At 49.5% G+C, this 13,575-nt stretch carries 10 protein-coding genes and 1 riboswitch; of the genes, 5 read left to right on the top strand and 5 right to left on the bottom strand.

The window, feature by feature from the left end:
- Positions 1–591 precede the first annotated feature (591 nt).
- Together A6764_RS03805 and A6764_RS03810 are read right to left on the bottom strand one after the other, a co-directional pair.
- A complete protein-coding gene (locus A6764_RS03805; protein ID WP_141669828.1) occupies positions 592–1,509 on the bottom strand; it encodes an IS3 family transposase in 918 nt (305 codons plus the stop codon).
- Entirely contained in the window at positions 1,413–1,751 is a 339-nt protein-coding gene (locus tag A6764_RS03810; RefSeq protein WP_065068431.1) for a helix-turn-helix domain-containing protein, read from the bottom strand. Before A6764_RS03810 ends, A6764_RS03805 begins: the two co-directional genes overlap by 97 nt.
- A gap of 740 nt (positions 1,752–2,491) precedes the next feature.
- On the opposite strand from A6764_RS03810, the gene A6764_RS03815 reads away from it, so the two are divergent.
- From A6764_RS03815 to A6764_RS03825, 3 genes are all read left to right on the top strand, one after another.
- Entirely contained in the window at positions 2,492–3,928 is a 1,437-nt protein-coding gene (locus A6764_RS03815) for a hypothetical protein (RefSeq protein ID WP_141669694.1), read from the top strand.
- 528 nt (positions 3,929–4,456) lie between these two features.
- Positions 4,457–4,541: riboswitch (cyclic di-GMP riboswitch) on the top strand.
- Positions 4,542–4,817: 276 nt separating this feature from the next.
- Positions 4,818–6,347 (top strand): methyl-accepting chemotaxis protein, encoded by a 1,530-nt coding sequence (locus A6764_RS03820; protein WP_065067318.1) that lies wholly within the window; start codon positions 4,818–4,820, stop codon positions 6,345–6,347.
- A 173-nt stretch (positions 6,348–6,520) separates the two neighbouring features.
- On the top strand, positions 6,521–7,324 hold the full coding sequence (locus A6764_RS03825; protein ID WP_264622399.1) for an ATP-grasp domain-containing protein: 804 nt from the start codon (positions 6,521–6,523) through the stop codon (positions 7,322–7,324).
- 85 nt (positions 7,325–7,409) lie between these two features.
- Here the strand turns inward: A6764_RS03825 and A6764_RS03830 are convergent, their stop codons facing one another.
- The gene (locus tag A6764_RS03830) at positions 7,410–8,189 is read right to left on the bottom strand and encodes a tyrosine-type recombinase/integrase (RefSeq protein ID WP_255309699.1); all 780 of its coding nucleotides are present in this window, start codon (positions 8,187–8,189) and stop codon (positions 7,410–7,412) included.
- 303 nt (positions 8,190–8,492) lie between these two features.
- Between A6764_RS03830 and A6764_RS03835 the strand changes: the two genes are divergently transcribed.
- The gene (locus A6764_RS03835; RefSeq protein WP_083989828.1) at positions 8,493–9,533 is read left to right on the top strand and encodes an HD-GYP domain-containing protein; all 1,041 of its coding nucleotides are present in this window, start codon (positions 8,493–8,495) and stop codon (positions 9,531–9,533) included.
- A 221-nt stretch (positions 9,534–9,754) separates the two neighbouring features.
- Here A6764_RS03835 and A6764_RS03840 read toward each other — a convergent pair whose 3' ends face one another.
- Together A6764_RS03840 and A6764_RS03845 are read right to left on the bottom strand one after the other, a co-directional pair.
- Complete coding sequence (locus tag A6764_RS03840; RefSeq protein WP_065067316.1) at positions 9,755–11,143, bottom strand: sensor histidine kinase; 1,389 nt, start codon at positions 11,141–11,143, stop codon at positions 9,755–9,757.
- Positions 11,136–11,810: a response regulator transcription factor gene (locus A6764_RS03845; RefSeq protein ID WP_065067315.1), complete on the bottom strand. Its 675-nt coding sequence runs from the start codon at positions 11,808–11,810 to the stop codon at positions 11,136–11,138. The genes A6764_RS03840 and A6764_RS03845 overlap by 8 nt, the downstream gene beginning before the upstream one ends.
- A 202-nt stretch (positions 11,811–12,012) precedes the next feature.
- Between A6764_RS03845 and A6764_RS03850 the strand changes: the two genes are divergently transcribed.
- Complete coding sequence (locus tag A6764_RS03850; protein WP_065067314.1) at positions 12,013–13,575, top strand: efflux RND transporter periplasmic adaptor subunit; 1,563 nt, start codon at positions 12,013–12,015, stop codon at positions 13,573–13,575.

Here is a 13,575-nt window from a genome sequence, read left to right on the forward strand (position 1 = left end):
TCATTACATTGATCCCATAGCAATTGCTGTGTATCGGATTGATCTAGGGGAAATCCCCGGAAGACCTCCTTGCGAAAGAGGGGGTCTTCTTAACATGTTCTCTGTGGATCGTGGATTTAATTTGCCACGAACTGCCTCCAGTAAAACAACGAAGCATTTGCCAGGAAGAAAGTTGTTTTTTACATATTGTACGCCTCGTTCCACTTTTCCCTTTGTTTCGGGGGTGCGAATTTCACAAACTTTTGGAACAAGACCAATCGCCGCAGCAAAGTCGGCAGAAAGCGGATGTCAGCGAGGGATCATTTCCCATGCGCAGTACGACTGTTTTCATCTGATCGGTCAGCATCACTTTGGGGATACCCCCAACGTATTCAAAGCTTGGAACCTCGAGATTTTCGGGTTCCCTTTTAGGGAATGAATTCACCCCGGGAATGCGGCGAACGTATTTTCACTATCCCATTCCTTAGCATGTGTTTCCCTCCGAAGATTGACTTGGCCTTTAATTATGAAGGGGATATATCGCTAAGGGTGGGTCATTTTTATTCCGGCGTGATCTGACCCCCATTTTGTGGACTGATTGATTTTGACCCATCAGGCACTTTGGAGGAAAAGGTTTCGGAATTCGCTTGGCGACATGCCGTTCAATCGCATTTGTGGCCTTTCGTGGTTATAAAATTCAATATACTTCTTGATTGCTGTTCCCACATCGACGGCTTCATCAAACAAATGCGGGCGCAGTTCTGCTTTCAAGTGGCCGAAAAAGGATTCGATGCAGGCATTATCCAGACAATTCCCTTTTCGAGACATACTCTGAATAATCCCATGCTTTCGCAGCAAGCGGTAATATGCTTTTGTTGTGTAATGCATTCCTTGATCACTGTGAATCAGCAGTTGATGCGTCGAACGGTTTTGGACGGCCTCTTGTACCGTCTCTAGCACAAACTGGACGTCAAGACTGTCACTTAAGCGGTATGAGACCACTTCATTGTTGAAAAGGTCCAAGATGACGGAAAGAAAATATCGTTTTTTTCCAGCTTGCAAATACGTGATGTCAGTAACCCACTTTTGATTGGGATGAGCTGCTTGAAAATGCCGATCCAGAAGATTGGGCGCCAGGGTATGTCTTTTGTATTGAATCCGTGGATAACGTCTACGCCGTATGATCGCCTGCATGTTCATTTGCTTCATCAGCCGATACACACGCTTACGATTGAGATGCAAACCGTATTTTGTGAGCAGTATAGCCTTCATACGACGATAACCATAAATGCCGCCCAGTCTTCGATGCTCAAAGGATATGATTTCACAAACAGCAGCATCTTTTTGCTTTATCCCAGTTTTAAGCCATTTATAATAGCTGCTCCTGGCAATTCCTGCGGCAGCGCACAGCAAAGATACGGGGAATTGGCTGCTTAGTGCTTGAATAACGGCGTATTTTCCGTGTCTGGAGCATCTCTCCTTTCGGTTTTCAATAACTTTTTTAAAAATGCATTTTGAGCTCGTAGCCACTTGTTTTCCTGTTCCAAAGTGAGATTAGAAGGGATTTTTGACAAAGCCTTTTTAAGCCCCTGTCCTCTCCGGTCTTTCAATCCTTCTACTCCATGGATTTTGTATGCATGTACCCAATTTTTCACGTTAGAGTGAGTTTTAAAGCCAAACCGTTTGGCTGCCTCTCGATAGGACAAACCTTCTTCCAATATAGATTTTACAACTTCCAGCTTACATTCAATCGTATGATTTTCATAAGTCATTATCGCTCACTCCCCTTTAAGTCGAAATTCGACCAAATGGGTCAATTTCCTCTGTCTACCATTTGGGGAGCAGTTCAGCGAACCTGGGTCAATTATATCCCGGCGGTGACACTAGAATCAATTCTAGAGGTTCACCATCTAATCTTTGTTCAATAATCCATTCTTTCAATTTGAAAATTTCTCATGTTCTTTCAATCTAATAATTCAAATTATAAAGAATTTGTTTTGTATTGTGTAATAAGATACACATTGGAATTGTTGGGTTCAATATTCTTATACTCACCCCCCAATGATCAATCATCTTTATACCGAATAACATAAATAATTAAAATTTGTCTAATTTTCATCCTTAAATTCTTAACCATGAGGTGAAAGTTATCCAACTATCGTTCATGAAGTCTAGTCTCCCGACCGGTAGCGAGGAGTGAAGCTACTCGGAAATTCTTCCTTATTGAAGATACTGAAAGAGGGGCGTCGGAGGAATTGTAAGGATTTCGATTATATCCCCGGCTCTTCTTATAGCTACCTAAGGAGGGGAGTTTTAAAACTAGCCAACATTCAGGATCCAATGTGTGAGAAAATACGCTGTTTAAATGAGTCAAGCAGTAAAGCATACAAGCGATGACCTATCTTTGATATTTTGAAGTGCATAATATTTGATGTTACTAATAAAATTAGTTATTATTTACTATAGAGTAGTCTATAAGTTGCGAATAGAGAGAGTTTTTTTGGGAGGAAGTATGTTTAAAAAAATTTCTGAGTTACCCACTAGATATGAACCCCTTATAACAACTTTTGGTGAAACGGCGAAGACAACTTTCGTTAGACAAGATCATGACTTAGAGGTGATAAAAAAATTAGCATCTAGAATTGAAAGTTCAAAGCAAAGTAAGTTAATGTTTGTGCTTGCACCAAGTGGTACAGGCAAAACAACATTCATACATAGTTTAGAAGTATTCCTCGCTGATAAGATTTCAAGTGTTAAACGCTTACCGCCTGATTCAGAACTTCCAGTGGACAAAATCCCGGATTATTTAATGAAGATAAAGCGAGATAATTCAATAAAAGTTATAAACTTTGATGGAAGAGAAGCCCCTTTTTTCAATCAGGATCAGTATCAGACCTTTCTTGGTAGACTCAACTCAATTATTCGTACAAGAAATGATCTATTGTTATTGTGGCCTGTTAATGATGAGAATTTTGCAAAAAAACTAGTAGACATTATGTACGTTGTTGGTGGGAAAAGTCCCTTTGGTTCGGAGCCTATTTATAATTTAAAAGGACTTGATCAGAGAGAATATGTAGGTGTTCTTGATCGAATAATGCAGATTGGTAATTGGAAATTGGAAGATGCAGCAATTTCGCGAGAAGAAGTGGAGGAAATAGCGAATAATTCAATTAGGGTGGGCGACTTCTTAGACGATGTGCAAGCTTTAATTACCGAGAGATTTGATACAAGCGATTTAGGCGTACAATTCCCGGAAGTTGTGTTTGTATTATCATCAGGTATAACGAATATTCGGGAAATCTGTAGAAATGTCCGCAGAGCAGATAGTTATTATCTTGAAGCTTCTCGTTTGTTAATGTATACAAAACGTTCAAATGTTGCTGAATGGTGGCAGGAAAGAAATAAAAACCTTCGTACAGCTTTACCATTTGTTATCTCTCTTTTCAATGCACAGTTGTTATCTCTTTCTGGGAGTTCTGTTGTTCATGCAATGCTTAATTATGGACCACTTGATATAAAAGCTCAGATTACAGGTGTACAGGCCAATATTGGAAACGCAAAGAGGGTTATAACATCGTCTGAACTATACAAGTATTCAATTCTGTCTGAAGTTGACAATCGAGAGTACGGATCGTCTGTTAAACAAGAAACTGTTGATGCCTATAGCTTCATACAATCTCTATCGAAGACAAGACACAAAGAAATAAATAGTGCAGTCATGCAATTGTTAATTGAGGCTAATGGTGGATTCTCAAATGTACAATATGAAGTACCTCAAGGAAAAGGGCTTATTGTGGATGCTGTATGTCTCAGAAAGGAAGATGGTAAGAAAATAAACCTTGAATTCCACCATAAAAGTGCCAAGGAAACAAAAAATAATGAAATTGCAATTTATATACTCGAAAAACTTAAAGAATACTCTATTAACTATGGATTAGCCAAACCTTAGGATACTATTAAGGCTACAAATGAACAAAATCAAGTTAGGTGGCAGTTTGGTATAAGTTCCTAAAAAGATTTACTACTCAAACTTTTATAGATCGAATGAGCGTAGAGAAATTCATTGTATCACCGTTTTTCAACTCGGGGTGATTTCTCCGTCTCTACGAGGCTTAAAGTCATCCGATAAGAGGAACTTTTGTTGCAAATAGGTTATATTAGAAAATATATTTAGAAAATATATAATGAGCAATGTCGCCTGCAGGGCGGCTTTTTTATTTTTTCCAGACCAGCAAAAAATCCCACCATGTCACGAAATCCCAACAGTACTCCCGCCCACCGCCCAAAGCCCCTCCATCCCATCACTCCCCTATGAGAAAACTCCCATGCCATCTGAAAAGACTAGGCATGTACATAGTCCGATAAACTTTCTCCGGATAGGAAATATTAACCAGTAACATTTTCGTTATATCATAAAAAGCGACAAAAAATCACAAGATATTACAGAATTCATCAAGACATACTAAATTTCAACAAGGTTCGTTAATGGCAAACTTATCGAAAGATAAGGACGCAAAGCCACGGGTCTAAGGTTGTCAAACTATGATCGCCGGGTTGCCGAAACCGATGTTCTCTATTTCCGGAATAGAGGCTATTCGGGTGACCGAATAGTCTTTTTTGTGAACATGTACCTTCCCCGATTACGCCAGTGCAACAGAGCGAGACTTCGAGCAAGGGGAAAATGTTTCCGCGGCTCTGGTATCGCCTGCCGCTCATCGGTAACCGGGTTTTGCCAGTCCAACCTTTCGAATGGGCGGAAGGGGGTTACAGTTGTGCTCTAGGATGAAAACCTGCTTTTTCATTCCACTCCAAAACAAGAAACGATCGGAGGTAGAAACATGAACGCGACAAGCAAAAAATGGCGCGGCTTCCAATGGTGCGGTTTGCAGATGCGCAGTTTGAAAGCCCGCATCCTCAGCTTATTTGTGATCATTCTCATCCTGCAATTGGGACTTTCCTCATTTGCCATCAGTTATTCCAAACAAAACATTCAGCAGGAGGAGATCAGCAAAACGAGCAGCCTCCTGCAGTCCAAGATTCAACTGATCGGAGAAGAGTTCGACAAAATCGGGTTGGTCAGCAAGCTGGCCAATTCTTCCTACGAGAAAAAGCTGGAGGAACTGCGCGGATATCCCGATGATCTGGTCAACCAGTTGTTTGAGAGCAAGTATCGGATGAGCAACGGTTTGTACTCGTTGGACGAATTTGTCGCCAAAACAAAGGCGAACATCGGGAATGCGCGTATTGAAAAAGGACCGCTGACCGTAGAGCAAAAACGGCAGATCTTGGCGTCCGAGAGCTTTGACGGTCTGTTTGCGACGATTAAGAAGACGATTCCTGAATCGCAATGGTACTATTTTACATCCGTCAACAAGTTCCAAAAAATTTATCCGTTCGTAGAGAACAAGGAAGGCACCTATACAACCGCCAAATCCATGGCCAATGAATTTTTCCAAATTGCCGTTCCCGAAAACAACCCCAACCGGGAGATTAAATGGACGAAGCCTTACAAGGACGATCTGGGAACGGGAATGATGGTGACGGCCTCCATCCCGATTTATGCACAAGACAAGTTCCAGGGCGTCTTCTCCATCGACATTTCCTTGACGGGTGTGGCGGAAATCGCCAATTCGCTGTCGCTGGCCGACGGCACGCACGCCATGGTTGTCGATCCCCATCAAAACATCTTGACGGGCGCCGCCAAAAAGGTGGAGAAAAACCAACAGAACACGCTGAAGGCGTGGATGGTGAAGGTGTTAAACGAACAGAAAGCCAGCGATCTGTATACCGATCAAAACGAACTCGTGTTTGCCAATAAGATTGAGGCGACAGGGTGGTATTTGTTCCTGTGGGTTCCCGTCAGCAGCATTGAAAAACTGTCCGATCAGCAGGTGATGCTGGTCAGCCTGATCATCTTCATGTTCATCGTGGGGATTGTGATCGTTTTCGCGTACATATCCAAACGCCTGAACGTGCTGGCGGACGTACGCGACAGTTTGGTTGCCATCGCCCCGGGCGGCGGGGATCTGACGGGACGCATTCAGGTATCCGGTTCCGAACACATGAAAGAGATCAAAACGTCGATTGAAAGTTCCACGGAGCAGATCAAGACGTTCGAGGCGAATATGGACGCGCAGGCTGACGGAACAGACGCTTCGTCCCAAAATCTGGGTCAGGTAACCGAAAGCATCGCGGAAGTGACGGCGGCTCTGGTGACGATCAGCAACAACATTCAAAATCAAACCGAGCTCCAGTCTGAAATGAGACAGATTGCCGGTCAGATGAAAGCGACCTCCGAACAGCTCAATGAGCTGGTCAAAAAGTTTGTGGTGCGCGGCGATGCCGGTAAAGAGGAACAATCGGCATGATGATGGTGTTTGGATAAACCGTACGTATCTCTGCTCTTGTCCCAGACTCTTGCGAATTTGGGCGTTCCGGCGGTGAAGTGCGGGGATATCCGCATTCCGCTGGACAAAACGCTGGAGATACGGCAGTTGGACGAGGTTGCGGATCGTGTACGCGATCAGGACCTTGCTCTTCTGTGCAATTCCGAGTATGCGGTGGCGTCCGTGTATCCGCTTCTGAAGGGAACGCCGCTCATGGAACAGGCGGAGCTGTTCAAAAACAAGATCAAGTTTCGCGAGACCTTGCGAAAGCTGTATCCGACTTCTTTTTCCGCGAGTGTTCCTATGAGGAGATTTTCCGCCTGCCTGTGGAGACACTCCCGTTTCCCCTGGTGGTCAAGCCGACGAAAGGCTTTCGCAGCGTCGGCGTTTACCTGGTGGAAAAACCGGACGAATGGCCGGCGATGTGCAAGCAGCTGCAGGCGGACATGAGAGCGGCCAAGGAGATTTACCCCGAGTCGGTCGTGAGCGCCAGCAGCTTCATCCTGGAAGCGTGGATCCAGGGAGACGAATACGCGGTCGATGCGTTTTACGATGCGGAGGGGGAACCTGTCGTCCTGAACGTGTTCAAGCGGATGTTTGCGCACGAAGCCGACACGTCCGATCGGATTTATTTCACGGGGAAGAGCGTGCTGCAGGAGGCCCTCGCACAGCGCCTTGCTTTGCAAGCAGGGTTTTTTTATTGGAATCAACCGAGAAGAGGGGAATGGATTAAACAACATCGTCGGCATGACGCACGAGATAACGCACGAGGGAGAAAGGAAGAGGGCAGGGAGCAGGAAGCGAATGAAGCATGGTGTTTGTCGAAAAAAGGCGGGAAACATGGGACTCGTGCATGTACCGATGCGCCCCCCGCATGGGACCGGGGGGAGGAAAAGGATGGATGGACTGACCTGGAAAGGCACTCCGGTCTATTTTCCAATACAATAAGGACATACTAGGCGATGTCGTACAATGTAGATTATACGACACTTTTATAGTACCATGGACCCATGACATTTGGCTATATGTCAAACACAGTTTCCCCTAACATCCCCATTGTTCGCAATCCGTGCCTTGAATAATATCGGCAATCCCTTTTTCGACAAAATCCGGGGCGGCCTTCTCCAACAGCTTGATCGTATGCAAATACCGCTGCGTTGTGTTGAGCTGGGAGTGGCCCAGGTTTTCCTGCACCTGTTGGAGGGTGGCCCCGTTCAGTAGAGCCAACGTCGCATTGGTATGCCGGAGCCAATGGGGCGTAACGCGTTTGTGCAGCCGGCATTTTACACGTGCCTTTTCGATAATCCGCTCCACTTGACGGCTTGTGATGGGAAACAGTCTGCTGCCCGTGGACAGGCTGTTTCGGTTGGCGTTGATCATGCGCCACAACAAAGCCGGAACCTTGACCTCCCGCGATTTTCCCCCTTTCCCGTTGGGGATCGTCAGCCAGACCGACGACTCCGACGGATCCGTATAAAAATCCTCCCATTTGACAGCGGTCAGCTCTGACACCCGCAGCCCCAGGAGAACCAGCATGAGGCCGATCAGGTAATCCCGTATGCCCTGCTCTCTCAGTGCCGTCAGCAGTTTCGAGAGGTCTGTCTTTGTCAGGTAATGATTCATGCTGGTTACCTTGACGCGGGGAATACGGATGCATGTGGAAGGATTATGGCTCATAAAGCGAATGTTCGGGTCGCTTGCCCATTTGTAGAACGAACGAATGGAGGACAACTGGGTGGCGACGGTTGCAGGAGAAAGAGGCCGCCCGTTTTTTGAAAAGGTTCCCACCATGAGCTGCTGCTTAAATTCTCGATGTCCCTCCATGTCGCTTCCCCCAACTGTTTCGGGGCAATGAAGGCCTGGAAACGCCTCAAGGACAAGGCGTAATTCTTGATGGTGTGTTTGGAACGGTCATTGACCGACAAAAACAACTGAATGAGCTGGTTGTCCGAATAACCGTGCGCCCTTCTGGCCGACCGGTTTCTTGCCGAGAACGAAAGCGAATTGACAGACATGGAAATTTCCTCCTTCAGACTATCTACATTGTACGACAAATTTTAACATGTACTGTTGGTATTTGTGATTTTTTGTCGAATTTCGCGGTTTCGTTAGGAGCGAGGGGGATGGATGATGCGGCCATTGAAGGAAATTCCGGTTTCGCAACTGATGATCGGCAGTGTTCTTGCTCAACCCGTCACGCTGCCGAATGGGGTGAAACTGCTTGAGGCAGGAACGGAGTTGACAGAGGGGTACATCAAAAAGATCAGGAAGATGGGGATCAAAACGGTGGTCGTCATCGACGAGCAGGAAGAAAAGCCCCAACGTCCACGCCCGGCGGTGCAGGTTCACGACCGTTCGGAACCGGTTCAAAAGGTGTATCATACCTTGAGCCATTTGGCGAATTCCGACAAAGTCAGGGGATGGATGTCCGTTCCCGTGATCGAAGCGCGTTTTGTGCACGTATTCGAAAGCATCCTGGAGGAGCTGGTCCGACATGAATTTTTGCTCGGGCAGTTGGCAGACATGTACGTAAAGGACCCATTCTTGTTTGACCATTCCATCAATGTGGCGGTGCTCTCAGGGATGCTGGGGACGGTAAAGCAATATGATCGCCACAAACTGTATGAACTCGTTTTTGGAGCGTTCCTGTTTGATTGCGGGATGCTGGACGTTCCCGCCGAACTGATCAAAAGGAACCGTCCGCTCACGCCGGAGGAAAAGAAAGTGCTGGAGTACCATACAGCGGCGGGGTACAACAAGCTGGTGAAGCGGGAGGATGTTCCCAAGCGTTCGGCGCTGTGCGCGCTCCAGCACCACGAACGATACAACGGCAGCGGGTATCCCCACAAACTGAAAAAAGGGGAGATTCACGAATACGCCCAGATTGTGGCCATTGCCGACGTCTACCATGCGATGATCTCGCCGCGGTACCATCGGAAGCCGTACACGCCCGCCGAAGCGAGCGAATATTTGGCTGCCGCGGGGAACTATTTCTTTGACCTGGAACTGGTCAAACATCTCGATTTATCCGGTAGCAAGCAAGGTCATGCTGAGCAATGGCCAGATCGGCGTCGTCTCTTCCGTGCATTCGGGGTTGGCCCACAGGCCCGTGGTCACCGTTATTCAGGAAGCGGACGGTTCGGTCGTCCCCTTCCCGTACAAGGTTGACCTGCAGGAAAATCTGGATGTGGTGATTGTCAACCGGTTGTCGGGGTAATGGCATCGCAAGACGCTCCGGCGCAGCTTCAATAACATGCCCACGCTCACGCTCTTGTTTCCGGGGGAACAAGGGCGTGAACTTTTTTCGTCGTCGGGGCCGCTGTTTGGGGCGTGAATCGTTTTTCCGCCGGCTGTGATGCCGTATGAAAAGAAAAAGCGCAACGCAGCCGTTACGCTTTGGGGGTATGCAGCGGGATTTTGGCGGTGAAGGTGCTTCCGTTTCCGGGGCAGCTCGCCACGGTGATCGTGCCGTGATGGGCTTCCACAATCCATTTGGCGATGGCCAGCCCCAGGCCTGTTCCTCCCATTTGTTTCGACCGGTTTTTGTCGACCCGGTAAAACCGATCAAAGATGCGGTTCTGCTCCTCAGGCGGGATGCCGATGCCGGTGTCACGGACGGAGAGGCACAAGACGGGGGGATTCTCCGTTTCGTCAACGGAGAGGGTGACCTGGATTTCCCCGCCGCCGGGCGTGTACTTGATGGCGTTATCCAGCAGGATATACAGCAGTTGTTTGATCCGTTCATGATCGCCGTACACCATCACCGCCGGCGGCGCATCCAGCTTCAGGGCGATCTTTTTCGAGGCGGCCACGGTTTGAGTGGAGCGGATCATCTGTTGGACAGCAGGGACCACGTCAGCGTACTCGCACTGCAGATCGGGGTGGCCGGAATCGGAACGCGCCAGCGTCAGCAAATCACTCACCAGTTTGGTCATCCGTCTGACCTCATCTTTCATGTTGAACAGGACGTTTCGCCCAAAAGCGGAAAGCTGCTCGCCTTCTTCCATTTCGAACACATCCAGAGAGGACTGCAAAATGCTGAGCGGGGTCCTCAGCTCGTGCGAAGCGTCGGCGACAAACTCTCGCTGACGCTGAAAGGACTGACGAATCGGGATCATGGCTCGCCTGGACATAAAGTAACTCAGCAAGAGAGCGATCCCCAGAAACAAAATACCCAAGGCCGTCAATATGGTGAGCAGCCGTTTGAGGAGATGGTTGGTAAACGAGATGTCGATTCCCGTGTAGAAGATCCCCTTCATCTGCACGCCCTGAAAAACGGGGCGGCCCGTCATCATGAGCTCGAGCCGCCCGTCCATCGGCGGCAGCGGCTTTCCGCGCCGGGGTGGAGGCGGAACGGTCACGGTCCCGTACCGGACTTCGTTGGCGGCGGGAATCCATCCCCGGACAAGCTCCAGGATCTGCGGCTTGGCCCGGGGGATGAATTCGTCGCCAAACAGGAGCTGTCCGTTTGCGTCCACCACATAGTAAAAGAATTGATTCCGGCTTTCCCGAATCCGGTTGAGGTTGTCGTACTCTTCCTGACTCAGGACGCCGTCTCGCAGCGCCTCTTCCATCAGCTTGACTTCCTGTTCGGTGATCATCCGCAGTTGTCTCTTTTGTTCATACGAAATGCCGATGTCGACGAGAACGTAAACGATGCCGATAAACAGGGTGAGGAAGACCATGAGCAAAATGCTGTATTGGACGGTCAGCCGGTTTTGCGTATGCACAAACAGATCCTTTTTCCAAAAACGACGACGCGAGAACCAGTCAATCATCAAGTTTGTATCCCACCCCGCGAATGGATTGGATAATCTCCGTCTCGCCGTCGCCGTTGAGCTTCTTCCGCAGCAATTTGACGGTGGCGTCAATCGTTTTCATGGACACGTCGGAATTCAATCCCCAGATGCGCTCGAAGATCACCTCTCGCGACAATACCTGTCCCTTGTTGCGGATCAGCAGTTCCAGCAGCTGATATTCCCGCGGCGTCAAGTGAATTTCCTTTTCGCCATCATGGACCGTGCGGTTGGTCAGATTGACGGTGATCGTGTGGATGTTCACGATCTGCTCCTGAATCGGGGCAAAATTGCGGCGTGCCAATGCGCGCAAGCGGGCGAGCAGTTCCTCGATTTCAAACGGTTTTACCAGGTAATCGTCGGCTCCGGAGTCCAGCCCCTCGATGCGATCCTGGAGCGCGTCTTTTGCCGTCAGCATCAGGATGGCGCCGGCGTACCCCTGCTGGCGCAGCCGGCTGGCTACACGCACCCCATCTTCCCCGGGCAGCATCCAGTCCAGGATCAGGATGTCAAAGTGGGCGTGCAGGGCATAGTCGAAGGCATCGTCTCCCTGTGTCACCCATTCAACCTGATAGCCTCCTTTTTTCTTCAGCATGTACACGATCAGTTCACCCAGTCGAATGTCGTCTTCGGCCAGCAAAATATTCAAAGGAGACACTCCTTGCCAAAAACATGAAATGGTGTCTGTTTTCATTATCTCTCCATGCTACACGGTTTCAATGAAAAATGGGTGAAAAAATGCTTCCGGCCGCTTCGGATCAGGACGGCGTCTCCCTTTTCACCGTTTTTTCACCGTTGCTGCCTATAATGAGCGGGTAGGACTTGTCAGATACGTGTAGGGGGAATGCCGCGTGAGTGAGTATGCCAAGAGAAATCTGGCGCTGTTCTTGCCCAGAAAAAACAAAAGACACATCGTGGTGATCGGTTTGATCGCTGTCCTGTTGGGCGGGGCGGGAATCTTTGCCTACCAGAAATGGACGTCTCCGCAAAGCGCCGCCTCCGTGATGCGAGTGGAAACCGTCAAGCGGGGGAACGTAACGGAAACGGTCTTTGCATCGGGAACCGTGCAGGCCTCCAAGCGCGTTTCGCTATCCGCTGCGAGCAGCAGCGCGGTCATCAAATCGATCCACGTGAAAATTGGCGACCGTGTCAAGGCCGGACAAGTGCTGGCCGAGCTGGACGATTCCGAAGCCCGCGTACAGGTGAAGAATGCGGAAGCCAACCTCCTGTCCGCCAAGGCCCATTTGGCCGAAGTGACAAAGCCCAGGACCGCGGCGGAAATCAACGCGCTGCAGGCGAAGGTAAACCAGGCGAAGGCCGCATTGGACGCTGCTCAAAGCGGTTTCGACACCAAAAAGGCCGATTACGACCTGGAAAAGGCCAAAGCCAACCTGCAAAACGCGCAAAAGACCTACAACACGCAAAGCGCCCTGTACAATCAGGGTATCATTTCGAAGAGCGAATTCGATCAAGCCAAGAGCAGTTTGGACCAGGCGCAGCTCGAGTACAACAGCGCCGTGCTGGCCCGCAGCCAGACACAAGCGAAATCCAGGAGTGACCTGGAACAGGCGCGGGCCGCGTACGAAACGGCGGTAGCCGACCTGCAGGAAGCCAAAGCGGGGCCGGACCCCTCGGCCGTGCAGTCTGCACAAGCCGCGGTGGCACAGGCGGAGGCGCAGTGGCAGCAGCAGGTAAAAGCCCTGCAGGACGTAACCCTGAAAGCGCCCATGGAGGGGGTGATTGTGCAGATAAACGGAAATGTGGGGGAAAGTCCGTCCAATCCGTTTATCGTCATGGATAATTCGGACTCCGGCAATCTGGAGGTCCTGGCGCAAATCAGCGAAAGCGATATCGGCAAAGTGAAGGCGGGGCTGCCGGCCACCTTCACCACCACTTCTTACGCCGATCAAACCTTTGCCGGAAAGGTGAAGCTGGTTTATCCGGAAGCGACGACCGACTCAGGGGTCACCACGTATCAGGTTCTCCTGTCCGTCGACAACAAGGACGGCCTGCTGAAAACCGGTATGACCGTGAACGCGCGCATCGAAGTGGGCACGCACGAAAATGTGCTGTACGTCCCGGCGGCGGCCTTGAAAACCCAGAACGGGAAAGATGGCGTGTACCTCGCATCGGCGAAGGGAGAGGCCGGCGCGACCCGAACGGGAAGCGCAGAATCGGGCAGGTCCGCTCCCCGTTTCCGCTTCCAGCCGGTCACCATCGGTTACTTTAGCTCCGATCGGGTGGAAATCACGTCCGGTCTGCAGGAAGGGGATCAAGTGGTTCTGACCTTTGAGAACACCGCCTCCTCCGGCTCCAGCAGCAGCAGGCCAAACGGCATGGGGGGATTCCCGGGCTTTGGCGGGATGGGAGGCCCCGGCGGAGGATTCGGCGGCGGCATGAGAGGGAATCGATAA

It is taken from the genome of Brevibacillus sp. WF146 (assembly GCF_001673705.2).
Classification (GTDB): Bacteria; Bacillota; Bacilli; order Brevibacillales; family Brevibacillaceae; genus Brevibacillus; species Brevibacillus thermoruber.

What these genes read in the sequence shown, in the direction of transcription:
- A6764_RS03830 (WP_255309699.1), bottom strand. Translation starts at nt 8,189, where the DNA reads ATGGAGGGACATCGAGAATTTAAGCAGCAGCTCATGGTGGGAACCTTT.
- A6764_RS03840 (WP_065067316.1), bottom strand. Translation starts at nt 11,143, where the DNA reads ATGATTGACTGGTTCTCGCGTCGTCGTTTTTGGAAAAAGGATCTGTTT.
- A6764_RS03835 (WP_083989828.1), top strand. Translation starts at nt 8,493, where the DNA reads ATGATGCGGCCATTGAAGGAAATTCCGGTTTCGCAACTGATGATCGGC.
- A6764_RS03820 (WP_065067318.1), top strand. Translation starts at nt 4,818, where the DNA reads ATGAACGCGACAAGCAAAAAATGGCGCGGCTTCCAATGGTGCGGTTTG.
- A6764_RS03815 (WP_141669694.1), top strand. Translation starts at nt 2,492, where the DNA reads ATGTTTAAAAAAATTTCTGAGTTACCCACTAGATATGAACCCCTTATA.
- A6764_RS03810 (WP_065068431.1), bottom strand. Translation starts at nt 1,751, where the DNA reads ATGACTTATGAAAATCATACGATTGAATGTAAGCTGGAAGTTGTAAAA.